The following is a 23628-nucleotide window of genomic DNA, read 5'->3' as shown; positions in this document are numbered from 1 at the left end:
CCACGGCTCGCTTCAGGTTCTTCGCTGCACCTGGCGTTTGATAGCGACGGCGGAACGATAGAAATCAACTGAGCGTGTCACACAAAGCGTCACACAAACGGCCCGCCGTCCGCATTATGCCATTGAAAATATTGATTTTTTAGGGGGATGGCGGAGACGGAGGGATTCGAACCCTCGGTACCCCTTACGGGGTACGACGATTTAGCAAACCGTTGCCTTCAGCCACTCGGCCACGTCTCCTGCGACGGCGTCGATAGCGGAGGCTGATGCGTCGCGCAATCCGGTTCTGGAGAAAGCTTCCACGTTAACGCGACATAGAGGCGATACCGCCAGTATCGCGGCCGTTCTTCGCCTGTGGATCGCCTTTTGCTCGACCGCCCCGCCAGTCTCGCCGCCGACGCGCCGCCCAAGGGCCGCGCCTCGCGTGGGCCGTTCCGCCCTGAGGTGTGGCTGAATGCGCGCCAGCGGTCGACCGTGCGGCTGTCGGCCCACTATTTCAGGCTCGTCGATGTGCTGGTCGTCGTCGGTCTGGCCTTGGGCGCGATCCTGGCGATCCAGCCCAGGGGCTTGGCCGACATCACCGTCGGCGACGCCGCGCCCGTCATCGGAGGCGCAGTGCTGGTCCTCGTGTCGATGCGGGCGCTACAGCTTTATCGATTCGGTCGCGACACGCCCTGGACCCTGCATCTGGCCGGGGTTGCGGGGGTCGGCGTGGTCTCGGCCGGCGTCGCCTTGATCCTGGGGTGGCTGCTGGATCGACCGGCTCTGGACATCGTCGCGCCCTGGGCCCTGACGACGACGGCGGCCCTGATCGTGCTGCATGGGCTGTGGCTGACGGTGATCGCCCGCTGGCGACGTCTCGGCGCCCTGTCGCCCAATATCGTCATCGTCGGGGCAACACGGAAGGCCCGGATTCTGATCGAGCGGGCGCTGGAGCGGCGCGACATGAATGTGCTGGGCGTGTTCGACGACCGGCTGGCCCGTTCGCCCGACAGCGTCGCCGGCGTGCCGGTTCTGGGCGACGCCAACGCCCTGCTGACCCACCGCATGACGCCCTATGTGGACCGGATCGTGCTGGCCATCGATCCCAATGCGGGCCAGCGGGTGCGAGACCTGACGCAACGTCTGAACGCCCTGCCCAATCCGCTGACGGTGCTGGTCGATTCGGAACTGGGTCGTGACGGGGTGCTGAACCGGCTGGCGAATGCGCCTCTGGCGTCGCTGGACGGGCCGGCCGATCCCGACAGGCGGGCCTTCAACAAGCGGATGCAGGACCTGCTGATCGGCGCGGTCGCCCTGGTGGTCGCCGCCCCCGTCATGGCCCTGGTCGCCCTGGCGGTGCGGCTTGACAGCCCTGGTCCGATCCTCTTCCGCCAGCGTCGCCACGGCTTCAATCACGAGACCATCGTGGTGTGGAAGTTCCGCTCTATGCGTCATGACGCCGCCGACGCCACCGCCAGCCGCCAGGTCTGCCCCGGCGACGACCGCGTCACCCGCGTGGGCCGTTTCATCCGCGCCACCAGCCTGGATGAGCTGCCCCAGATCTTCAACGTCCTGTCGGGCGAGATGTCCCTGGTCGGTCCCCGCCCCCACGCCATCGGCATGAAGACCGGCGAGACCGAATCCGCCCTGCTGGTCGCCGAATACGCCCACCGCCACCGCATCAAGCCCGGCATGACCGGCTGGGCCGCCATCAAGGGATCACGCGGGCCGGTAGACACCGAAGCCCAGGTGCGCGAGCGCGTCCAGCTGGACATCGAATATATCGAACGCCAGTCCTTCTGGCTGGACCTGTGGGTCATCGCCGTCACCATCCCCGTCCTGCTGGGCGACCGGGCGGCCGTGCGTTGAGCGAACAGCGCATGTTCTGGCGCGGCGTCTGGGGCTATCTGCCGGCCCAGATCGTCCAGGGGATGGTCGGGTTCCTGACCATCTTCGTCTTCACGCGCCTGCTCAGCCCCGACGACTTCGGCCACTACGCCCTGGCCTTTTCGGTCACGACCCTGGCGCACACCGTGACCTTCAGCTGGCTGGAGGCGTCGATGGCCCGCTTCTGGGCGGCCGAACGCACGCCCCAGGGCCTGGCCGCCCATTTCGCCAGCCTGTACCGCACCTCCTTCGCCATCATCGCCGTCTTCACGCCCATCGCCGCCCTGGTCGTGTGGCTGGCGCCGCTGACGCCTGCGCTCAAGATCGCCGTCGCCTTCGGCCTGGCCGGCGCGCCGGTGCGCAATCTGGCCAAGCTGGCGCAGGAGCGGTACCGGGCGGCAGGCGAGGTGTCGAAAGCCGCCCGCGTCGATATCGGCGTCTCAATCCTCGGCTTTCTGGTCGGCGCAGGGTTCGCCGTCGCCGGGGCCGGCGCGGCCTCGCCCCTGCTGGGCCTGGCCATCGCCCCCCTGTTCGCCCTGCCCTTCATCTTGCCCGGCGAACTGCGTCAGGCCACCGGCGGAACGGTCGATCGGGCGCGGCTCAAGGCCTATGCCGCCTACGGCTATCCGATCGCGGCGTCGCTGACGCTGGCCGTGGTGCTGGCCTCGACGGATCGGTTCCTGCTGGCCGCCTTCATGGATGCAGGCGCGGTCGGCGCCTATCACGCCAGCTACAGCCTGGCGAACCGGACCCTGGACGTCATATTCATCTGGCTGGGCGCAGCCGGGGCGCCGGCGATGGTCATGGCGCTGGAGCGCGGCGGGCGCGACGCCCTGCGCCGCACGGCGCTGGAGCAGGGATCGACCCTGATCCTGATCGGCCTGCCCGCCGCCGTCGGCCTGTCGATGGTCGCGCGGCCGATGGCGGAGCTGATGATCGGCCAGGATCTGCGCGCCGCCGCCGCCCTGGTCACGCCCTGGATCGCGGCCTCGTCCTTCCTCTCCGGCATGATCGCCTATTATTTCGGCTTCGGCTTCACCCTGGGCAAGAAGACCGGCCTGCTGCTGGTCACCATGGCCATTCCGGCGCTGTGCAACGTCGGCTTGAACCTGATTCTGATCCCGCGGCTGGGCGTCCTCGGCGCGGCCGTCTCCACCGCCGCCAGCTTCGCCATCGGCCTGATCGCCTGCCTGCTGCTCAGCCGCCGCGCCATCGCCCTGCCCATGCCCTGGGAGGCGTTGATCCGCTGTGGCATCGCGTCCGCTGTAATGGCCGGGGTCGTCTGGCTGCTGCCGCCCATCGGCGGATTCTTGGAGCTGGTGCTGGATGCCGGCGTGGGCGGTCTCGTCTATGCCGTCGTGGCCCTGACGCTGAACGCCGCCGGGGTCCGCGACGTGCTGCTGCGCCTGATCCGCGCGCGTCGGAGCGTGCCGGCATGAGCGCCCATATCCACGACAACGCCGCCTGGTCGCAGGCCAAACCGACGATCTCGGTCCTGATCCCCTTCCTGCGCGACGATCCCCAGGCCCTGTTACGCCAACTGAACACCGAGGCCGCAGCCCTGGCCGGTGCGGTCGAACTGATCCTGCTGGACGACGGCACCGCCGACGCGGAACTGACGGCACGGCTTCAGGCGACCCTCGACGCCCTGGAACTGCCCGTGCGCCTGATCAGCCTGGCCGCCAACGAGGGTCGGGCCAGGGGTCGAAACCGCCTGACCACCGCCGCCCGAGGCGAGGCCTATCTGTTCCTCGACAGCGACATGCGGCCCGACACTCCGGTCTTCCTTCAGACCTGGCTGCGCCTGTTCGCCCAGGACGCCCCGGCCGTGGCCTTCGGCGGCTTCTCTCTCGATCAGGCCCCGACCGACGCCCGGTTCGCCGTCCACCGCGCCCTGTCCGGCGCCTCGGAATGTCTGCCGGCGTCCCGGCGCGCCCTGTCCCCCGAGAAATACGTCTACACCTCCAACCTGCTGGTGCGCCGCGACGTCTTCGCCGCCGAATCGTTCGATCCCGGTTTCAGCGGCTGGGGCTGGGAGGATGTGGAGTGGGCCATGCGCGTCTCGCGCCGGTTTCCCGTCGTCCACATCGACAATCCCGCCACCCATATGGGTCTGGACACTGTCGAGGACCTGGCGCGCAAGTTCGACCAGGGCGCCGGCAACTTCGCCCGCGTCGTCGCCCTGCACCCCGCCATCATCCAGACCTATCCCAGCTACAAGGCCGCGCGCGCCCTGAAACGCCTGCCCGCCCTGCACCTGGCGCGCCGCCTGATGAAACAGGCCGCCCTATCGACGGTCCTGCCGGTCAAGGCCCGCGCTTTCGCGCTCAGGCTCTACCGCGCCGCCGTCTATGCGGACGCCGTCTGACCATGCGCGACGTCGCCGTCATCATCCCGACACTGCGCCGCCCCGACAGCCTGGAGCGCGCCCTGCGATCCGTCTTCGCGCAGACCGGATCGCTGGACCGCGTCGCCGCCGTCGTCATCGCCGACAACGACCCGGAAGGGTCCGCCGACGTCCTGATCGCGCGCCTGCGCGGCGAGGCGCCCGTTCCCCTGACCTACGTCCACGCCCCCATGCCCGGCGTGGCGACCGCACGCAACGTCGGCCTGTCCGCGACCGACGCGCCCCTGATCGCCTTCCTCGACGACGACGAGGCCGCCTCGCCCGGCTGGCTCGCCGCCCTGCTGGACGCGCAAAGCCAGACCGGCGCCGATGTCGTCTTCGGTCCCATTCGCGGTCGTGTGCCGGAAAACACCGGCTGGACCACCGCCTATCTGGAACGGTTCTTCGGCCGCGACGGCCCACGCGAGACCGGCCTGACCGACGAAATCCACGGCTGCGGCAACAGTCTGATGGTGCGCGCGACCGCCCTGCCCGGCGACGCGCCCTTCGATGTCGCCATGAACGAGACTGGGGGCGAGGACGACCGGCTGTTCACCGCCCTGTCGGCGCGCGGCGGCCGGTTCGGCTGGGCCGCCGAGGCCTGGGCGGACGAGTTCGCCCCGCCCCACCGCGCCACCCTGAACTACGCCCTCACCCGCGCCTTCGCCTACGGCCAGAGCCCGACCCAGATGGCCGCCGACCGCCGCGACTGGCCCGGCGTCGTCAAATGGATGCTGGTCGGCGGGGCCCAGACCGGAGTCTGGGGCGCCTTGTCGCTGGCGTCCGCCCTCCTGCGTCGCCCCGACCGCGCCCACACCTACGACCGCTGCGCCAGAGGCCTGGGCAAGGTCTTCTGGACCAAGGGATTCGAGCCGAAACTCTATGGCGCGGCGATGCTCGGCTGCCCTGAAGCCTGACCTCGGGATTCAGCGTATCGGGGTGTAATGGCAGGTGAAGTTTGGATCGCCGGTCATCAGGCTCGGCTTCAGGTGAATATGTAACCGTTCAGCCTGAGCGGCGTCGTCCAGCGCGAAGGCCTGCTCTGCTTCGTACATTTCGTCACGATGCGCGTCGGTCCATCCCGTCGCCTGTTTGATGGCGCGCGCCTTGGCCCCATGCAGGCTGTCAGCGACGACGAAGACATTCCGGTGCTGCTCGGCGAAGGCCACGCCGTCATAGCCGCCGAGGTTCACGTAATAGAGCTTGTCCTTGCCCTCGTAGCGCTCGGGCAGGAGACTGATCTCATAGCCGTCCGCTTGCGAAATCTCCGACCAGCAGTCGATGTGCAGCGTGCCCTCACGACCCCACCACTGGGCGAGCAAGGTCTCATACGTCGCCTCGATAGAGGGGGCGGCGACGAAACGCATGTCGTGCACCTCGATGTTCGCGGCCGGATGTTCGCCCCCGATGTAGATCGCAAACAGTTTCATCAGTCCTCGCTTCAGGCCGCCGTTTCGGCGAGATCGATCACAGGCTTTGCGGTATTCATGATCAACGCCAGTCGCCGACCGACGATCCCGCCCATCTCGTGCGAACTGGTGATGCCTTGCGCGAAGGGATGGCGCCCCATCAGGAAGGGCAGGCTGAGACAGAACAGTCGGTCCATGGGCAGCGGCGCATTGACCGGGCGGAACAGATCATCGACGGCGATTCCGCGGACGACATCGGGAGCATCGTTGGCGACCTCGTCTCGGACGATTCCCTGTTCCAGCAGCGACAAGAACGGGAACTGGATGCCGCTTAGGGCGGGCTGTCCCGTCGCCTCGATGAAGATGGGGAAGTGCCGGTTCGCCCCATCGATCGTCACGCGCGCCCCGCCCTCAGGACAACGCGTATCGACCGCATAGTCGTCGCCGACCGCCAGAACCTCAAGCTTGTCCGCCGCGTGCAAGGCCAGCATTCGCTCGATCGATTCATGCGGCACGCCGGCATAGATGTCGACGAAGATTGGCTTGAACACGCGGCTGAAACGGTCGAACTCGCCCGTGTCCAGATGAGGGACAATGACGGCGACGATCTCGTGCATGCGAAGGATGGCGTCGCGCCATGGCACGGTCACTTGCGCCGCGTGGTTCGCCCGCGCCTCCTTCAGGTTGGCGGCGGCCCAAACGAAGGGGTCGACCGCTGCGCGCCGGGCGAAATACGCCTCGGCGAACGTCTCAAGCGTGGCCTCGTGCAGTCCTGTCTCGGCGGCGTAGCCGGGATCGATCTGGATCAATTCCCTTCGAAACAGATCGAAGACCGCATCAAGCAGCCCCGCCGGGCCCCTGCTCACAGCGGCCGAGACCGCCTCGGGGGTGCAATGCTCTAGGGGCGGATGCGGCAGGGGGAAGAAGAAATCGGCCTCCGGCAGAAGGCCCTTGCGCGACATCATGGTGATGTGAAAGCCGTCCGTCCCCGGCATCGCCTCATAAACCAGCCGTCCGTCGCATTGGACGAACGCTCCATGCGACGTGGCCAGCGCCACCGCCGTGTCGATGGCTGTCAGCGACGAGCCACGGATGCCGACGGTCGTCGCTGGAAGGTCCGCGAGGACCGAGGCCGGCCAAGGGCTGAGAAAATAGCCGGGCTGGGCATGCTGGCGAGATGGCCACTGATGACCGGTCGCCAGAACGACATGATCGAACACCGCCTTGGTCGTTCGCCGCGAGGGCGGGGACATGAACGACAACTCCACGCCCGCCTTTCTGTTCGCGGCGTCGACGACGCGACAGCCAGTCTTGACGTCGATCATGACCCCGGCGGCCCGAGCCTGTTCCACCATGATCGCGAACTGGCTTTCGAAATACTGGCCCAGGGCGATGCGGGGCACAAAGGTGCGCTCGTCCAGCGAAGTACGGTCGATATCCAGCGCCTCAAGCTCGGCGCTCGTCCGTGCGCCAAGCCAGTCCGCCAGAGTGTCGTACAGAGGAGGGATTTCGATACTGGCGATGTTGGACAGCATCGCCCGATCGTTCCAGTCCGGGCTGTAGGGGCTGCCGCACCCGGCGACCTTGTTCGCCTCAAAGACGGTGATGCGCGCTGAAACGGCGCCCTGCGCGAGGAGGGCGTGCAGAGCATAGAGGGTTGTCGGCCCGGCTCCTACGAAGGCGATTGACGTGGTCATGGCCCCACAATGCGCGACGCGTGCAAAGGCGCCGCAGGTGGGTCAGCTTTCAGCTCAACCCACTAATTTCCTGCGTGAACTTGCGGAATCGTACACGGTCAGCCCGTCAGCCGCTGCAAAAAGCCCGGCGGCTTGTAGGTCGAGCGGTTCATCACCACCCCGGCGATCCGCCCCCCCACGGCCTCGATCTCGTCGCGCAGGATGACCGGGGCGCTGGCCGCCGTGCTCTCGGCCGCGACCACCAGCACCGTCATGTCCACGAAGGGCGCCAGGATGATCGCCATGTCGTTGCGGTCGGCGGCCGGGGCGTCGATGACGATGGTGTCCGCATGGGGCCGCAGCGCGTCCCAGTAGCGGGGCTCTCCGATCGCCTCGACCCGGTGCCCGGACCGCAGCGCCTCCATATGGAAATGCGTGACCCACAGCCGGCCGCCCAGGCACGACCGCGCCGTCAGCAGTCGCGAATCCGGCACCGGCTTGCCGTCGCGCCCCGTCACGCGCGGCGTCACGGCGTAGAAGCTGGATCCGTCAGGCGAGGCCTGCGCCGCCTTGCCGACCTGCCCGAACCGATCCGGCTCGGCCGACACGGTCTCCAGCTGTCCCTGCTGGGCCAGGTCGCCGTCGATCAGCCAGACGGGCTTTCTCGCCCGCACGGCCGCCAGACGCGCAAACTCGCGCGCCACGGTCGAGACGCCCTCGCCGGTCGCCGCAGCGGCAAATTGGATCACGCGCGCGCGATGCGCCGGCGCCGGTCCCAGCGCCGCCCAAAGGCCCGCCATTTCTGAAGTCAGATCGACCATCGAATCGCCAAGGCGCTCCCTAAGCCCTCAGCCTAGCACGGCTTTCGCTACGCCGCCTTGGCGGGCGCGACGGCCAGAACCGGCATGTCCAGCGTCCGGCTCATCGAGGCCGGCGTCGTGAAGCCCCGCCGCGTGAACACCCGCAACAGACCGACGCACAGGGCCGTGAAGCCCGCGAACAAAAAGACCGCCGCCAGCAGCGGAATCTTCAGGCTCTTGCCTGTTGAGGGCGGCTGGGCGCGTTCGATCACGGTGACATTGTCGGCGCCGGCGGCGACCAGGGCGTTGTCAGCGCGGCTCTGGGTCTCGCGCTGCTGGAACTCGCGGATCGAGGCGCTCAGCACCTCGCGATTGCCGGCCAGGGTCGAGTTCTCGGACTCTAGCGCGGTGAGCCGCGTCTGGCGGGCGCGAATATCGTTCAGTTGCCGATCCAGGACCGCCAGCCGCGCCGCCAGCGAGTCCCGCTCGGCCCGCGTATTGATCCGCGTCGTCTCCAGCTCGGTCCAGACGGGGTTCGGCCCGGTGCGGACCTCCTTGGCGCCCACGGCCGTACCGGTCGCGACATAGGCCTGAAGCTGGTTGATCCGGGCCTCGATATCCTTCACCGGCTGGGCGTCGGGCTGATAGCGCGACAGCAGTTGCTCGCGCTCTGTGCGCAGTTGCAGCACCTGATCCTGGGCCGAAATGTTCAGATCCTGCTGCAGGGCCACTTCCGCCGGCGTGCCCGCCTGCTGCGCGACCAGGGTGTTCAGCCGTTGGCTGGTCTGGTTCAACAGGCTCTGCGTCGACATCCGGTCGGTGAAGATCGTCTGATAGGTCGCCGCCAGCGTCGCCTTGGCCGCCGCGAAATCACCGATGTCGTTGGACATCAGGAAGTTTTCATAGGCGCGGTCGGCGTTGCCCAGCTCGTCCTCGAAGGCGACGCGCTGGCTGGCGATGGCCGGCGTCTTGTCCTGAAACACCTCGCGGCGATAGACCAGATACTGTTCGATGATGGTGTTAAGCACCCGCGCCGCCTGCTCGGGATCGCCGGCCTTGTAGCTGAGGCGGATCACGGCGCTGCCCGGCGCGGTGGCGATGTCCAGGCTTGTTCCGATTACACGCCGCGCGGCGGCCTCGGCCTTTTCCGGACCGCCCTTGGGCGCCTCGCCCAGGATGGCGGCGGGCCCCAGGGCCTCCACCACCTTCTGACGCACCGCCCCCGATCCCAGGATGGCGGCTTCGGAGTTGGCGACCTCGTCGCCCTGCGGCGCCTGGCCCCGCTCGGCCGTGCCGACGCGCGGCTGATAGACGTATTCCTGCCCCACCCCGGCGAAGACCGATCCGGTGGCGGTATAGCTCTTCTTCAGCGTCATGGCCGCCGCGACGCCCAGCGCCAGGATCACGACGAAGACCACGATCATCAGCAACAGCTCGCGGAACAGCAGGCCGATGACGTCCAGCACGCCGTAGCGTGGTCTTGCCGTGACGTGTGCCGTGGAACGCATAGAGCGGGCCGAATCCCTTGAAAGGCTTGTTCTCGCCACCCTTCGCCCACCGGCGTTAACCGATGATTACCCATAACCGGCGAGGTTGCCTCAAATCTCCTCGTCGAGGCCGACCGATTCTCATGCTGTCAGATCGCCGCCTGTTCCTGCTGACCCTGGGTTCAGCCTCCCTCGCCGCCTCATTGGCGGCGTGCGCCAGCGGCCCGCAGCGCGTCGAACGCCCGATGAACGGCGACTTCCCCGATATTCCCTTCGCCGACTGGACGGATCAGGAGCCGGAATATCTGCTCTATCCCGGCGACGAGATCGAGGTGGCCACGCCCACGGCCTCGGAACTGACCCGCACGGTAAGGATCGGCCCCGACGGCCGGATCGCCCTGCCCCTGATCGGATCGGTCATGGCGGCGGATCGCACCCTGCCCCAGCTGCAGCAGGTCGTCTCGGCCGCCTATGCGCCGCAACTGGTGCGGCCGACGGTCGAGGTGACCTTGCGCCAGGCCGGCCCGATCCGTGTCTGGGTCGACGGCGAGGTTCGCACGCCGGGCGTCTTCGAAATGATCGGCGATCTGGACGCCTATCAGGCGGTCATCCAGGCCGGCGGCTTCGCGCCCACGTCACGCCAGGACAGCGTGGCTCTGATCCGTCGCGGTCCGGGCGGGTCGCGCATGATGCGCGTCGTTGACCTGCGTCCGCGTCGCGGCGAGGTCGTTCCCCTGCGCCGGGGCGACATCATCTTCGTGCCGCGTTCGACCCTGGGCGAACTGGCGGCCTTCTTCACCCAGGTGCGCGCCGCCCTGCCCATCGGCTTCAGCTATTCGATCAACGGATCGAACGGCAGCGGTTTCGCGCAGTTCTGAACGGGTTGCTTCAGGCGACCAGCTGAACCACGCCCTGGTCGATGTAGCGTCGCGCGGCCTTCTGGGCCTCGGCGATCTCCTCGCGCTCCATCTCCATGCTCATCTCGCGGCGATAAACGCGCGCCTCGATCGAGCCCTTCATGGCCGCCAGGTTGAAGATCATGTGGGCGGACACACGGTCCATCGGGCACCCGCCCGATCCGGCCGAATACATCATGCCCAGTTTGAACAGGTCGTCGCCGGACATGTCCGGGGTCGGCAGCGGCAGACCGTCTTGCGGGGCCTGCAGGTCGTGCGCCAATTCTTGCGCGGTCATCACCGTATCTCCTGATCGGGCGCCATTCTGGGCCCGCCTCTGAGACGCCATCAAATACCCGTGGTTTGAAGTTAAAGTTAACGGGCGAATGGGCCGTGCGGACTTTTCAGTAAAGCAGGAATGAATACTTCCGGCGGGATTCAGGCTTCGGAAATCTCTCGGAAATCTTTCGTTTACGACTACCCGCACCGCGCAGACGCCCGCCGCGACGCGGCCGTGCAAACCTGACGCGATCGTTCAGCGGGCGTTCAGGCGCACAATCCGACCTTGAACGTCATTAACGGGTCGGTTCGGCATCTCCGTCGGCGGCCCAGAATGGAGCACGAAGATGAACCGCCTCACCAAGGCCGCCGTCGTCGCCATCGCCCTGTCGACCACGGCCGTGCCGATGCTCGTCCAGGCGCAGGATCGCGACCGCCGCGAATATCGCCAGGATCGTCGCGACGACCGCCGCGATTTCCGTCAGGAACGCCGCGACGACAACCGCGACTGGCGCAACGGCCGTTACGACAATCGCCAGGACTATCGTCAGGACCGCCGCGACGACCGTCGTGACTATCGCGACGAACGCCGTGACGACCGCCGCGACTTCCGCAACGACCGCTGGGACCGCAACAACAGCAACTGGTGGCGCGGGCGCTCCGACTTCCGCGGCTACAATGGTCCGCGAGCGGGCTACTGGTACGCGCCCAGCTACGGCTACTACCGCGTCGAGCCACGCTACAGCGGCTATCGCTGGCGCACGGGCGGCTACCTGCCCCACCAGTATCGCAGCTACTATGTGCGCGACCCTTACGTTTACGGCCTTCGCCAAGCCCCCCGCGGCTATCGTTACGTCCACGCTGGCAACGACATCCTGTTGATCGCCGTCGCCAGCGGCCTGATCGCCAGCGTCCTGTCTGGCGTCTATTAGACCGCGCGAAAGATCGACGTCTCGGACCCCGCAGGCCTTGTCTGCGGGGTTCTGTTTTTCAGGCAGAGCCTTGATTGCGAACGATGTTCAGCCTGGGTTCATCGCCAACGGTCGATCATCACCTCAAGCCGCCGGAGAACCGGCGTGCAGGAACCAAAGACCATGAAACGCCTCCTGATGGCTTTCACCGCCATCGCCGCCGTCTTCGGCCCGCTCGCGGCGCCCGTCCAGGCCTTGGCCCAGGAACAGCAAGACCAGCCCCGTCGTGAACGTCCGAGCCGCGACGCCGACCGTCCGCAGCGTCCCCAGATTTCACGCGAGAACCGTCCGTCGCGTCCTATAGCTTCGGCCCCGGAACAATCCGAGCGGCCGCGTCCGTCTCGCCCGAGCCGTCCCGAGACCAGCACGGGCCAAGCGGAGCGCCCGACAACCGGCGCACGGCCGGATCGGCCCCAGACCGGCGGCGACCGCCCCAGCGGCTGGACCCGTCCTGATCGTCCGAACACTGGCGGCCAACGTCCCGAACGGCCCGAAGGCGGCTGGAACAGGCCGGACCGTCCGAACACGGGCGGCCAACGCCCGGACCGTCCCGACCGCCCCGACCGTCCCAACACCGGCGGTCAACGCCCCGACCGGCCAGAGGGTGGCTGGAACCGGCCTGACCGCCCCGACCGTCCCAACACCGGCGGTCAACGCCCCGACCGGCCAGAGGGTGGCTGGAACCGGCCTGACCGCCCCAATACGGGCGGCCAACGCCCCGGCCGTCCTGACGGCGGATGGAACCGTCCTGATCGCCCCAGCACTGGCGGCCAACGCCCGGATCGTCCCGGCAGCGAATGGAACCGGCCCGACCGTCCCAACGCCGGCGGTCAACGTCCTGACCGCCCCGGCTCGGGCTGGAACAACGGCCGCGACCGCGATCGCCAGCACCGCGAGTTCCGCCAGCGCTTCAACGGCGACCAGTGGCGGCGTGAATTCTATCGCAACCACCGCTCGGATTGGTGGAGGAACGACAACCGCTTCAGAGGCTACAGCGGCGTCCGCGCCGGCTTCTATTTCGCGCCGGGCTGGGGCTATTACAGCGTCCCGCGCTCGTATTGGAACCGCACCTGGTCGGTCGGCCAGTATCTGCCCGACACCTTCTGGCGCTATCAGTTGAACGACTGGCGCACCTATGGCCTGGGCTATCCGCCCGAGGGCACGCGCTGGGTTTCCGTCGACAACACCATCTATCTGATCGACGAATACGACGGCTATATTGTCGACGTCATCCGTGACGCTTGGCGCTGGTGACCGCCTGACGATTTCGAAGCTTCAGCCCGACGGCCCCCGGCCGTCGGGCTTTTTTCGGTCTTTCGCGCGTCTCCGAACGCCCAACCATGGCCCTGCCGTGACCTTGGAAGGCTGCGCCGCGACCTCATGCACGACTGCATCGGCATGTATCCACGACCCGGTGCGCACGTGTTTCGCCAGATGTTCCAAAGACGTCCTCAAGCATCCAGGCCCCTGAACTACTCCACGAACCGGGGACGAAAAACGGCCTCGTTAGGGTCCGAGCCTGCTCGTCGTCGCCCTCCCCGACGACGCCCGAACGCCTTCAAGACGCCATTTCTCGTAAAGGATATTTCCCCATGAAGATCGCCTTGACCGCCCTGGCCTCCTCGCTGTTGCTGGCCGGCGCCGCGACGGCTCAGCAAGCCCCGACCGCGCCTCCCCCGCCGCCCCCGCCGGTCGACCAGCAGACGCCGCAAAATCCCGCTCCCCCGCCGACGTGGGATCCGAACGCCCCAACACCGCCCGCGCCGCCGGCTCCCCCGCCCGTCGAGGAACCTGCGCCGCCGCCGCCCCCCGAGCCCACGGAGCCCACCGATCCGGATGCGCCGGTCCCGCCCGCACCGCCGGCTCCCCCCGAACCGCCGACCCCGCCCACGCCGCCGTCGGCCTGAGCCCGGAACTGAAAAGGCCCCGCAGAGCGATCTGCGGGGCCTTTTCAGTTGAACGCGTCGCTCAAGCAGCGAGCGACCGCGTCGCGAGCGTTAGCGACCAGCTGGGGGTTTGGGGGCCGCAGCCCCCAAGCATCAAAGACCCAGCTTGGCCTTCAGGATGTCGTTGACCGCCGCCGGATTGGCCTTGCCGCCCGTGGCCTTCATGACCTGACCGACGAACCAGCCGATGGCCTGGGGCTTGTCGGCCACGGCCGCCGCCTTGTCCGGGTTGGCGGCGATGATCTCATCGACCGCCTTCTCGATGGCGCCGGTGTCGGTGACCTGTTTCAGACCGTGCTTCTCGACCACCTCGGCCGGCGAGCCCTCGCCGTTCCAGACGTGATCGAAGACCTCCTTGGCGATCTTGGACGAGATGACGTTGGTCTCGATCAGCTCGACCAGTTGCGCCACATACGCCGCCGGCAGCGTGTTCTCGCTGAAGTCCTTGTGGTCAGCCGTCAGACGCGCCGAGATCTCGTTGGTGACCCAGTTGGACACCAGCTTAGCGTCGCGGCCTTTCGCGGCGGCCTCGAAATAATCGGCCTTGGCCTGTTCGGAGATCAGCACGATGGCGTCGTACTGGGACAGGCCATACTCGCTCATCAGGCGCTTGCGCTTCTCGTCCGGGAGCTCAGGCAGGGACGCCTTGATCTCCGCGATCCAAGCCTCTTCCAGATCCAGCGGCAGCAGGTCCGGATCCGGGAAATAGCGATAGTCCTGCGCCTCTTCCTTGGACCGCATCGAGCGCGTCTCGCCGGCCGTCGGGTCGTACAGGCGCGTCTCCTGAGTGATAGAGCCGCCGTCCTCCAGAATCTCGATCTGGCGGCGCGCCTCATACTGGATCGCCTGAGAAATGAAGCGGAAGCTGTTGACGTTCTTGATCTCGCAGCGCGTGCCCAGGAAGCTGAAGTCGCCGCTCGCCTTGAACTTCTTGTAGTTCCCTGCGCGGCAGACCGAGACGTTGACGTCGGCGCGGAGGTTGCCCTTCTCCATGTCGCCGTCGCAGGTGCCCAGATAGATCAGGATGGTCCGGATCTTCTTGACGTAGGCGACCGCCTCTTCCGGCGTGCGCAGGTCGGGGCGCGAGACGATCTCCATCAGCGCCGTGCCGGCCCGGTTCAGATCGACATAGCTTTCGGTCGGCGACAGGTCGTGGATCAGCTTGCCCGCATCCTGCTCCAGGTGCAGCCGCTCGATGCCGACGTTGAAGAAGCTGCCGTCCTCGGCCTCCACCTCGACCACGCCTTCGCCGACGATCGGATAATAGAGCTGGCTGATTTGATAGCCGGTCGGCAGGTCGGGATAGAAGTAGTTCTTGCGGTCGAACTGGCTGCGCTTGTTGATCTGGGCGCGCAGGCCCAAGCCGGTCTTCACCGCCTGTTCGACGCAGTGCTTGTTCAGCGTCGGCAGCATGCCGGGGAAGCCGGCGTCCACTAGCGAGACCTGTTCGTTCGGTCCCGCGCCGAAGCCGACGGCGGCGCCGGAGAAGAGCTTAGCCTTGGAGGCCACCTGGGCGTGTATCTCCAGCCCCATGACGATTTCCCAATCGCCGGTGCGGCCCTTGATCGTTTTCGCGTTCGAAACAGTGTCGGTCATGGCTTCGTCCTAGCGCCGTCCTCGGCGGCGAGAAAGGGGGCTGTCTTGATGATGTCGCGAAAGGCGATCAACTTCCGCCTCTCAACGGAGATTTCGATGACCAAGACCCTGTTCGCCGCCGCCGCTGCGGCCTCCCTGTTGCTGGCCGGCGCCGCCTCGGCCCAGACCGCGCCTGCCCCGAGTCCGACGACTTCGCCCGCGCCAGAGCACGAGAATCACGCCGCCCATCCGACCATCGACAGCACCATCGAAGCCCTGGTCGCAAACCCCGCGACCAAGGCGGTCCTGGACAAGCACCTGCCCGGCCTCGACAGACACCCCGCTTACGGACAGTTCAAGGCCATGACACTGCGCCAGATCGCCCCCTACTCCCAGGGCAACATCACCGACGCCAAGATCACCGCCATCGACACCGACCTGAAGGCGCTCCCGGCCGAGTAAATCCATCCTCATCCTCCCGTGGCTTTCAGGCGACGGGAGGGTGAGGGCCTACGGCGCCTGCCGTTCGCGCCTGGGCGCATATCGCATTCAGAACAGTATCCAGCGCGACCGTGACCTGCTCATTGCGAAACCGCAGCACGAACCAGCCCAAGGCTTCGATCTCCTGCTGCCGAACATGGTCGTTCAGGTGGGTGTCGTCCTGATCGTGAACCCCGCCGTCCAGTTCGACGATAAGACGCGCGGACTCACAGGCGAAATCAGCGAAATAGCGTCCGACCGAATGCTGTCGGCGAAACTTCAACCCGTCCAGCCGTCCGCCCCGCAGCGACTTCCACAGCAGCTTCTCAGCATGGGTCTCGCGTCGCCGAAGTCCACGCGCAAATCCCGCCCGCTCCTGCATCGTCACCCCTCTCCCAGAGGGAGAGGGCTTGAGCCTCCGAGAGCGAAGCGATCGGCAAGGCGAAAGGGTGAGGGGTTACGGTTTGGACGCCTAGCCACCTTCGCCACCCCTTCCAGACCGTAACCCCTCACCCTCCCACGCCTGCGGCGCGGGCCCCTCCCTCTCCCTCTGGGAGAGGGGTCTTTAAACTACCACCACTTGCCCGGCTTGGCCGTGAAGCCCGCAGCGCGTTCCAGCGCCGCGCCGACCTGGAAGACCGTGGCCTCGTCCAGCGCCTTGCCGATGATCTGGAGGCCCAGCGGCAACCCGCCGGCATCCACGCCTGCCGGCACCGAGATGCCCGGCAGGCCGGCCAGATTGGTCGTCACCGTGAAGACGTCGTTCAGATACATGGTCAGCGGGTCAATCTGCTTGTCGCCCAGCGCAAACGCAGCCGACGGCGTCGACGGCGTCAGGATGGCGTCCACCTGGCCCCAGACATTGTCGAAGTCCTCGGCGATGCGGCGACGGACTTTCAGTGCACGGACATAATAGGCGTCGTAGAAGCCGGCCGACAGCACATAGGCGCCGATGGTCAGGCGACGCTGGACCTCCTTGCCGAAGCCCTCGGCGCGCGAGGTGGCGTAAAGGTCGTCCAGCGAGCTGAACTGATCCGCCCGGTGCCCGAACCGCATTCCGTCATAACGGGCCAGGTTGGACGAGGCCTCAGCTGGGGCCACGATATAATAGGTCGGCAGGGCGTATTTGGTGTGCGGCAGGCTGATCTCGACGATCTCGCAACCGGCGTCCTTCAGCCAGGCCACGCCCTGGTCCCACAGGGCCTGGATCTCGGCGGGCATGCCGTCCACGACATATTCGCGCGGCACGCCGATGCGCAGGCCCTTGACCGACTTGCCGACAGAAGCGGTCCAGTCGGGCGTCGGGACGTCCAGGCTGGTCGAATCCTTGGCGTCGAACGAGCACATGGATTGCAGCAACAGGGCCGCATCCTCGACCGTCTTGGTGATCGGTCCGGCCTGGTCCAGCGAACTGGCGAAGGCCACCATGCCGAACCGGCTGGCGCGGCCATAGGTGGGCTTGATCCCGACCGTGCCGGTGAAGGCGGCGGGCTGGCGGATCGAGCCGCCCGTGTCGGACGCGGTGGCGGCCAGGCACAGGTCAGCGGCGACGGCCGATGCCGAACCGCCCGAAGACCCGCCCGGCGTCAGATCGGCGTTGGAGCCGGTCGACTTCCACGGGTTCTTGACCGGACCGAAGGCCGAGGTCTCGTTGGACGAGCCCATGGCGAATTCGTCCATGTTCAGCTTGCCCAGCATGACCGCCCCGTCGCGCCACAGATTGGCGGTGACGGTCGATTCATACGGCGGCACGAAGCCGCGCAGCATGTTGGAGCCGGCCGTGGTCTGGACGCCCTCGGTGCAGAACAGGTCCTTGATGCCCAGCGGCGCGCCTTCCAGCACCCCGCCCTCGCCCGCGGCGATGCGGGCGTCCGAGGCGCGGGCCATGTCCATGGCCTTGTCCGCCGTCACCTCAACATAGGCGTTCAGGGTCGGATTGGCGGCCTCGATCTTGGTCAGGAAGGCCTGGGTGATTTCCTGGGACGAGAAGTCCTTCGACTTCAGGCCGTCCACAGCCGCCTTGAGGCTCAGTTTCGTAAGATCAGACATTCGCGCCAAACCCAAAATCCGTCACCCTCGGGCTTGTCCCGAGGGTCCATTGCGCCGCATCCGCCGCGCCTTGACGGCAGACGCCGCCGTTCGAACCCGCCGTGGGCCCTCGGAACAAGTCCGAGGGTGACGGGGAAAGAGAGAGCGTCACTCCACCACCTTGGGCACAACGAAGAAGCCGTCAGCCGACTTCGGGGCGTTGGACAGGACGGCGTCGATCTTGCCGCCGTCGGTGACCACGTCTTCGCGCAGGCGCAGGGGCTGGGCGACGTTCGAGGTCATGGGCTCGACGCCGTCGACATCGACCTCGTTCAGCTGTTCGATCCACTGCAGGATGCCGTTCAGCTCCTGGGCCAGCGGCTCCAGCCGATCCTCGGGGGTCTTGATGCGGGCGAGATGCGCAACCTTGCGCACCGTCGCAGCGTCGATGGCCATGCGGCCCTCCAATGCACGTCGATAAAGGGGTCTAGTGGGCGGGATTAGCGGCACAGGCGCGGATGCACAAGAACGAGGCGGTGTTCGCCTGTACCCAGGTCGCGCCGGGCGCCTTGGCGTGAAAACAGGGTGACAAAGCGCCAAACGCGCCAAACCTGCCAAATCCACCTCATCGCACCCTCCCGCGTTTACGACCGGACACTATAGCTGCGCCAGGAAGGCCGATGGGTTGGGCACGCAAAATGCGCCTTAAAGCCTTGCCGCGCCGTACATCGGCATGATGGACAAATAAATTCCGGGCCTGCCATGTCGCTCCGCCGACAGGTTCTGCGCCTCAGCAGGACGAGATGCGGCATGGGCGGCGAGCGCCAAACGTCCGGCCGCATTGACGCCACAGTCACACGTCTTGCTTTGGTTTCGCGCAACTACAGGGCACGCCATGTTCCTCGCCGCTATCGCAGCCGCCGTCCTGCAGTCTGCCCCCGCGCCCACGCCCTGCACCTATGACAGGGAGGCGATGCTGGCCCTGTCGCCTCAAGCTTTCGATCAGGACATGGAGGGAGGCTGGCGTCCGCTCGGGAACAGGCGCGAATGCCGCGACACTGCCGTTGAGCTTCTGGCCGCCTATCGCAAGGCGCGCTGGAGAGACATGACCAGCGACCAGCTTCACACCAACTATTGGCACGAGGGCCAAGTCCGAGCCGCCTTGGGCCAGACGGATCACGCCGTGCGGCTGCTGCTGGCGGGGGTCAGTCCTGATCCCATCGGCGACGGTAAGGCGGACTATGCGATCGGAACGGTGGCCTTCCTGCTCAAGGACCGCGCCGCGTTGCAAGCCGCCCGCGACCGTCTTTCGGCCATTCCGCCTCCCGAAGGGTTCGAAGAGGGTGCGGCGGAGTTCAAAGCTCGATATGGCCGCGAACTGAGCTGGCCGCTCAACCTTGATGTCCTCGACGGCTTCCTGGCCTGTTTCGACAAGCCCTACGACGAAGCCTACAGCCGCGATTGTCGGCCCTGACGCCGCTTCCTCAACTCATCGCCTTTGACTTCAGGCCGCGCCGGTCCTAACCGCAGGCCGTGCCCGTTCTCGACCTCCTCGACCTGCCCGCCGCCTGCCCGCCCGACACGCCGTGGATGGGGCTGGATCTGGGCGAGAAGACCATCGGCGTCGCCGTGTCGGACGCCACGCGTCTGATCGCTTCGCCGCTGGAACTGATCCGCAAGTCCAAGTTCACCCTGGAGGCCGAACAGCTGTTCAAGCTGATGGCCCATCGCAAGGTCTCGGCCTTGGTGATCGGCCTGCCCGCCAATATGGACGGGACCGAAGGCCCCCGCGCCCAGTCGTGCCGCGCCTTCGCCCGCAATCTGGAGCGGCTGCGGCCCATCAACGTCGCCTTCTGGGACGAGCGGCTATCCACCAGCGCGGTCGAGCGGTTTCTGATCGAGGACCTGGACCTGAACCGCAAGCGCCGGGCCCAGGTCGTGGACCGCACCGCCGCCGCCTGGATTCTGCAAGGGGCGCTGGATCGGGTGCGGGATCAGGCGACCTGGGTTTGACGGCCCTGATCGCCGGCGTCCTGCCGGTCTTTCTGATGATCGCCCTGGGTTATGGGCTCCGAAAATCCGGCTTCCTGCCCGACGAGGCCTGGCGGCCGATCGAGAAGCTGTCGATCAACATCTTCTATCCCAGCTTCCTGATCCCCGCGATCTGGCACGCGGACCTGGCCGGCGGCGGGGCGACGGTCGCGGGCGCGGCGGCGGTGGGGGCGACGCTGATCGTGGCGGCGGCGACCCTGGCGGCCAAGCCCCTGATCACCCTGGACGGCCCGGCCTACACCAGCGTCTTCCAGGGGGTGATCCGCTGGAACAGCTTCGTCTTCGTGCCGGTGATCCAGTCGGTCTATGGCTCAGAGGGCACCGCGCTTGCCGCCGTCGCCATCGCCTTCATCATTCCCGTCACCAATATCGCCTGTGTCGCTGTGCTGGCCAAATGGGGGTCGTTGCGGCGCGAACCGTCGGCCTTGGGGCTGGCGAAGTCGATGCTCGCCAATCCCATCCTGCTGGCCTGCCTGATCGGACTGGCGCTGAACCTTTTGGGCGTGCCCCTGATCCCAGGCCTGTCGGACGCGCTGGATCTGCTGGGCGCCGCCGCCCTGCCGCTGGGCCTGATCGTCGCCGGGGCGGGGCTTTCGTTTGCCGAGGTCAAGCGAAGCCGCACCACCATCGCCGCCGTGACCCTGGTCAAGCTGGGCGTCATGCCGCCGCTGATGTGGTTCATCGCCTGGGCGTTGGGCGGCGACAGCCTGGCCCAGGGCATCGCCCTGATCTGCGGGGCCGCGCCCGGCTCGGCCGCCTCCTATATCCTGGCGCGTCAGATGGGCGGCGACGCGCCCCTGATCGCCGGTGTCATCGCCCTGACCACCGTGGGCAGCGCCGTGGTCATCCCCATCCTTCTGGCGTTGTTCCATTTCGTCTGACTCGCGTTCAGGCCGAGTCACGCCTATAGCCGCGTCTCGATGACCCAGCCCTCAGACGTCACCGACCAGACCATCCGCGATCGGCTGGTCCCGTTCCCGAAACCCCACTTCTTGGCCGCGTCGGACCTCAATCCGTTCGTGACGCCGCAGTTGCTGGATCTCGGCGACGCCTTCGTCGACTTCAATCGTCAGTCGTCCAAGGCGCTGGACCTGCTGCACGGGCGCACGGTCGTGAACCTGTTCTTCGAGAACTCGACCCGCACCAGTTCCTCGTTCGAGATCGCGGCCAAGCGGTTGGGCGCCGATGTGGTGACCATGCCGGTCGGATCGTCGTCGGTGAAGAAGGGCGAGACCCTGATCGACACGGCGGTCACGCTGAACGCCATGAAGCCGGACATTCTGGTCATCCGCCACTCGGCCTCGGGCGCGGCGGAATTGCTGAGCCAGAAGGTCGGCTGCGCCGTCGTCAACGCCGGTGACGGCCGCCACGAACACCCAACCCAGGCCCTGCTGGACCTGCTGTCGATGCGTCGCGCCTTCGGCGACGTGACCAGCCTGACCGTCGCCATCTGCGGCGACATCACCCACAGCCGCGTGGCCCGCTCCAACGTCGCCCTGCTGCAGATGATGGGCGCGCGGGTGCGCCTGATCGGCCCGCCGACCCTGGTGCCCGGCGACGCCGACCGCTGGGGCTGCGAGGTCTTCCACGACATGCGCGAGGGGCTGGCCGGCTGCGACGTGGTCATGATGCTACGACTTCAGCTGGAGCGGATGGCCGGCGCCCTGGTGCCCTCGACCCGCGAATATTTCCGCTTCTGGGGCCTGGACCGCGAGAAGCTGGCCTGGGCCAAGCCGGGGGCCCGGGTCATGCACCCTGGGCCGATGAACCGGGGCGTCGAGATCGATTCCGACGTGGCCGACGATCTGGACGTCTCCCTGATCCAGGATCAGGTCGAGATGGGCGTCGCCGCCCGCATGGCCGTGCTGGCCTCCCTCTCCGCCCGTTGGGGGGACAAGTGATGGACCGCAAAAACATCCGTCACCCTCGGGCTTGTCCCGAGGGCCCACCTGTCCGCCACACGAGCGCCCGCCGCTCAGTCTCCGCCATCCAACAGCCGAGCCGCCTCCGCCGTGGGCCCTCGGGACAAGCCCGAGGGTGACGGGAATGAGCACGATCGCAATCGTCAACGCCCGCCTGCTCGACCCCGCCACCGACTATGACGGTCCCGGCGGCGTCCTGATCGAGCACGGCCGCATCGTCCGCGTCATCCACGGCGCGGTGCCGGATCTCGCCGCCGATCAGGTGATCGACGCGGACGGCCTGTGCCTCGCGCCCGGCCTGATCGACATTCGGGTCAAGACCGGCGAACCGGGCGCCGAGCCCAAGGAGACGCTGAAGTCCGCCAGCCTGGCCGCCGCGGCCGGGGGTGTGACCACCATCGTCGTCCAGCCCGACACCGACCCCGCCGTCGACGACCCGGCGATGATCGACTTCATCCAGCGGCGCGGCGCCGCTCTGAACCTGGTCAATGTCCGGGCGGCCGGCGCGGCGACCAAGGCCCTGGACGGCCAGCGGATGGCCGAGATCGGCCTGATGGACGAAGCCGGCGCCCTGTATTTCACCGACGGCGACAAGGTCATCGTCAACAGCCGCACCCTGCAAAGGGTGATGAGCTACGCCGCCGCCTTCAACGCCCTGATCGCCTGCCGCCCGTCCGATCCCTGGCTGACCGAGGGGGCCGTCGCCGCCTCTGGCGAACTGGCCACCCGCCTGGGTTTGTCCGGCAGCCCGGCCATCGCCGAGCGGATCGGGCTGGAGCGCGACCTGGCCCTGGTCGAACAGACCGGCGCCCGGTTCCTGGTCGATCAGATCTCGACCGAGGGCGCGCTGGAGACCCTGGCGCGCGCCCGCGCCAAGGGGCTGGAGGTCGCGGTCAGCGTCTCGATCAACCACCTGTGCTTCAACGAGGTGGACATAGGCGACTATCGCACCTTCTACCGCCTGGACCCGCCGCTGCGCTCCGAAGCCGACCGCCAGGCCCTGATCGAGGCCGTGCGCGACGGACTGATCGACGTCATCACCTCGGCCCACGCCCCCGCCCCCGCCGAGGACAAGCGCCGCCCCTTCGCCGAGGCCGCGCCTGGCGCCATCGGCCTGGAAACCCTGCTGCCCGCCGCCCTGACCCTGCACCACGAGGACGGGCTGGACCTGCTGGACGTGCTGCGGCCCCTGACCCAGGGACCGGCGGCGCTGCTGGGCCTCGACGCCGGGGTGCTGGCGGAAGGCGCGCCCGCCGACCTCGTCCTGTTCGACCTCGGCGCCCCCGTCATCATCGACGCCGACGCCCTGCACTCCAAATCCAAGAACTCCCCGTTCGACGGCCGCAGGCTCCAGGGCAAGGTGATCGGAACTTGGGTCGGCGGTCGCAAGGTTCACTGAACTCAAAAAACCCCGTCACCCTCGGGCTTGTCCCGAGGGCCCACGCCTGACAACACTCCGCTCATGGAACGAGGCTTGGTCGCCGTCTACATCATGACGAACGGCATACGCGGCACTCTGTATGTCGGCGTGACCAGCGATCTGTACCGGCGCGTCAGCGAACATCAGGTGGGCGCAATCCCCGGCTTTACGAAGGATCACGACCTCAAACGCCTGGTCTGGTTCGAACCTCACGAGCTGATTGTCAGCGCGATCCGACGCGAGAAGGCGATCAAACGCTATCTGCGAGATTGGAAGATCAATCTGATCGAGCGCGACAATCCGAACTGGGACGATCTCTCACTTATCTGGAACGCACCGCCCGTCTGGCGGCATGGGCCGGAGCAGCAGGGTTGAGGCTGACGACAGCCCAACCGTAGGCCCTCGGGACGAGCCCGAGGGTGACGGATATGT

Annotated in this window: 23 protein-coding genes and 1 tRNA gene; 14 read left to right on the top strand and 10 right to left on the bottom strand. The window is 67.2% G+C overall.

From position 1 onward, the window contains the following. Positions 1 to 148 precede the first annotated feature (148 nt). Positions 149 to 240, bottom strand: a tRNA-Ser gene (locus tag ACK4MH_RS04025). Between the two features lie 126 nt (positions 241 to 366). Between ACK4MH_RS04025 and ACK4MH_RS04020 the strand changes: the two genes are divergently transcribed. From ACK4MH_RS04020 to ACK4MH_RS04005, 4 genes are read left to right on the top strand one after another with little or no spacing between them, the layout of a single operon-like run. Then, complete coding sequence (locus ACK4MH_RS04020; protein WP_409715092.1) at positions 367 to 1851, top strand: exopolysaccharide biosynthesis polyprenyl glycosylphosphotransferase; 1485 nt, start codon at positions 367 to 369, stop codon at positions 1849 to 1851. Then, the gene (locus ACK4MH_RS04015; RefSeq protein ID WP_409715089.1) at positions 1848 to 3308 is read left to right on the top strand and encodes a polysaccharide biosynthesis C-terminal domain-containing protein; all 1461 of its coding nucleotides are present in this window, start codon (positions 1848 to 1850) and stop codon (positions 3306 to 3308) included. Before ACK4MH_RS04020 ends, ACK4MH_RS04015 begins: the two co-directional genes overlap by 4 nt. Next, positions 3305 to 4237: a glycosyltransferase family 2 protein gene (locus ACK4MH_RS04010; RefSeq protein WP_409715086.1), complete on the top strand. Its 933-nt coding sequence runs from the start codon at positions 3305 to 3307 to the stop codon at positions 4235 to 4237. Before ACK4MH_RS04015 ends, ACK4MH_RS04010 begins: the two co-directional genes overlap by 4 nt. A 2-nt stretch (positions 4238 to 4239) precedes the next feature. Further along, entirely contained in the window at positions 4240 to 5172 is a 933-nt protein-coding gene (locus tag ACK4MH_RS04005) for a glycosyltransferase family 2 protein (protein ID WP_409715083.1), read from the top strand. A 9-nt stretch (positions 5173 to 5181) separates the two neighbouring features. Here ACK4MH_RS04005 and ACK4MH_RS04000 read toward each other — a convergent pair whose 3' ends face one another. From ACK4MH_RS04000 to ACK4MH_RS03985, 4 genes are all read right to left on the bottom strand, one after another. Continuing rightward, entirely contained in the window at positions 5182 to 5685 is a 504-nt protein-coding gene (locus tag ACK4MH_RS04000; RefSeq protein WP_409715080.1) for a DUF1543 domain-containing protein, read from the bottom strand. Positions 5686 to 5696: 11 nt separating this feature from the next. Further along, entirely contained in the window at positions 5697 to 7361 is a 1665-nt protein-coding gene (locus ACK4MH_RS03995) for an FAD/NAD(P)-binding protein (RefSeq protein WP_409715077.1), read from the bottom strand. A gap of 98 nt (positions 7362 to 7459) precedes the next feature. Further along, a complete protein-coding gene (locus ACK4MH_RS03990) occupies positions 7460 to 8161 on the bottom strand; it encodes a hfsB (protein ID WP_409715075.1) in 702 nt (233 codons plus the stop codon). A gap of 47 nt (positions 8162 to 8208) precedes the next feature. Then, positions 8209 to 9648, bottom strand: a complete 1440-nt coding sequence (locus tag ACK4MH_RS03985) for a GumC family protein (RefSeq protein WP_409715072.1) — start codon at positions 9646 to 9648, stop codon at positions 8209 to 8211. A 122-nt stretch (positions 9649 to 9770) separates the two neighbouring features. On the opposite strand from ACK4MH_RS03985, the gene ACK4MH_RS03980 reads away from it, so the two are divergent. After that, the gene (locus tag ACK4MH_RS03980) at positions 9771 to 10505 is read left to right on the top strand and encodes a polysaccharide biosynthesis/export family protein (protein WP_409715069.1); all 735 of its coding nucleotides are present in this window, start codon (positions 9771 to 9773) and stop codon (positions 10503 to 10505) included. 10 nt (positions 10506 to 10515) lie between these two features. On the opposite strand, the gene ACK4MH_RS03975 is transcribed toward ACK4MH_RS03980, so the two are convergent. Continuing rightward, positions 10516 to 10821: a sel1 repeat family protein gene (locus ACK4MH_RS03975; RefSeq protein ID WP_135195394.1), complete on the bottom strand. Its 306-nt coding sequence runs from the start codon at positions 10819 to 10821 to the stop codon at positions 10516 to 10518. Between the two features lie 328 nt (positions 10822 to 11149). Here ACK4MH_RS03975 and ACK4MH_RS03970 point away from each other — a divergent pair, with 328 nt between their 5' ends. Beyond that, complete coding sequence (locus ACK4MH_RS03970; protein WP_409715066.1) at positions 11150 to 11734, top strand: RcnB family protein; 585 nt, start codon at positions 11150 to 11152, stop codon at positions 11732 to 11734. Positions 11735 to 11896: 162 nt separating this feature from the next. Beyond that, entirely contained in the window at positions 11897 to 13027 is a 1131-nt protein-coding gene (locus ACK4MH_RS03965) for an RcnB family protein (protein WP_409715063.1), read from the top strand. Positions 13028 to 13812: 785 nt separating this feature from the next. Here the strand turns inward: ACK4MH_RS03965 and gatB are convergent. Beyond that, positions 13813 to 15315 (bottom strand): Asp-tRNA(Asn)/Glu-tRNA(Gln) amidotransferase subunit GatB, encoded by a 1503-nt coding sequence (gene gatB / locus ACK4MH_RS03960; protein ID WP_409715060.1) that lies wholly within the window; start codon positions 15313 to 15315, stop codon positions 13813 to 13815. A 96-nt stretch (positions 15316 to 15411) separates the two neighbouring features. Here gatB and ACK4MH_RS03955 point away from each other — a divergent pair, with 96 nt between their 5' ends. Beyond that, entirely contained in the window at positions 15412 to 15756 is a 345-nt protein-coding gene (locus tag ACK4MH_RS03955) for a hypothetical protein (RefSeq protein ID WP_409715057.1), read from the top strand. 25 nt (positions 15757 to 15781) lie between these two features. Here the strand turns inward: ACK4MH_RS03955 and ACK4MH_RS03950 are convergent, their stop codons facing one another. The 3 genes from ACK4MH_RS03950 to gatC form a co-directional block, all read right to left on the bottom strand. Beyond that, complete coding sequence (locus ACK4MH_RS03950) at positions 15782 to 16156, bottom strand: endonuclease domain-containing protein (protein ID WP_409715383.1); 375 nt, start codon at positions 16154 to 16156, stop codon at positions 15782 to 15784. Positions 16157 to 16344: 188 nt separating this feature from the next. Further along, positions 16345 to 17823, bottom strand: a complete 1479-nt coding sequence (gatA, locus tag ACK4MH_RS03945; RefSeq protein ID WP_409715054.1) for an Asp-tRNA(Asn)/Glu-tRNA(Gln) amidotransferase subunit GatA — start codon at positions 17821 to 17823, stop codon at positions 16345 to 16347. Positions 17824 to 17970: 147 nt separating this feature from the next. Beyond that, positions 17971 to 18258, bottom strand: a complete 288-nt coding sequence (gene gatC, locus ACK4MH_RS03940) for an Asp-tRNA(Asn)/Glu-tRNA(Gln) amidotransferase subunit GatC (RefSeq protein ID WP_008261275.1) — start codon at positions 18256 to 18258, stop codon at positions 17971 to 17973. A 439-nt stretch (positions 18259 to 18697) separates the two neighbouring features. Here gatC and ACK4MH_RS03935 point away from each other — a divergent pair, with 439 nt between their 5' ends. The 6 genes from ACK4MH_RS03935 to ACK4MH_RS03910 all read left to right on the top strand — a co-directional run bounded on the left by ACK4MH_RS03935 (position 18698) and on the right by ACK4MH_RS03910 (position 23571). After that, on the top strand, positions 18698 to 19276 hold the full coding sequence (locus ACK4MH_RS03935; RefSeq protein WP_409715052.1) for a hypothetical protein: 579 nt from the start codon (positions 18698 to 18700) through the stop codon (positions 19274 to 19276). Between the two features lie 59 nt (positions 19277 to 19335). Continuing rightward, a complete protein-coding gene (gene ruvX, locus ACK4MH_RS03930; protein WP_409715049.1) occupies positions 19336 to 19815 on the top strand; it encodes a RuvX/YqgF family protein in 480 nt (159 codons plus the stop codon). Next, positions 19812 to 20735 (top strand): AEC family transporter, encoded by a 924-nt coding sequence (locus tag ACK4MH_RS03925; RefSeq protein ID WP_409715046.1) that lies wholly within the window; start codon positions 19812 to 19814, stop codon positions 20733 to 20735. The genes ruvX and ACK4MH_RS03925 overlap by 4 nt, the downstream gene beginning before the upstream one ends. 39 nt (positions 20736 to 20774) lie before the next feature. Further along, complete coding sequence (locus ACK4MH_RS03920) at positions 20775 to 21755, top strand: aspartate carbamoyltransferase catalytic subunit (protein ID WP_409715043.1); 981 nt, start codon at positions 20775 to 20777, stop codon at positions 21753 to 21755. Between the two features lie 145 nt (positions 21756 to 21900). Continuing rightward, on the top strand, positions 21901 to 23175 hold the full coding sequence (gene pyrC, locus ACK4MH_RS03915; RefSeq protein WP_409715040.1) for a dihydroorotase: 1275 nt from the start codon (positions 21901 to 21903) through the stop codon (positions 23173 to 23175). A 75-nt stretch (positions 23176 to 23250) separates the two neighbouring features. Beyond that, positions 23251 to 23571: a GIY-YIG nuclease family protein gene (locus ACK4MH_RS03910; RefSeq protein WP_409715037.1), complete on the top strand. Its 321-nt coding sequence runs from the start codon at positions 23251 to 23253 to the stop codon at positions 23569 to 23571. Positions 23572 to 23628: the final 57 nt, after the last annotated feature.

The organism is Brevundimonas sp. (assembly GCF_046295075.1).
Lineage (GTDB): Bacteria > Pseudomonadota > Alphaproteobacteria > Caulobacterales > Caulobacteraceae > Brevundimonas.
The sequence above is the reverse complement of the archived record's forward strand: the minus strand, read 5'-3'. Positions and strand labels throughout refer to the sequence as shown.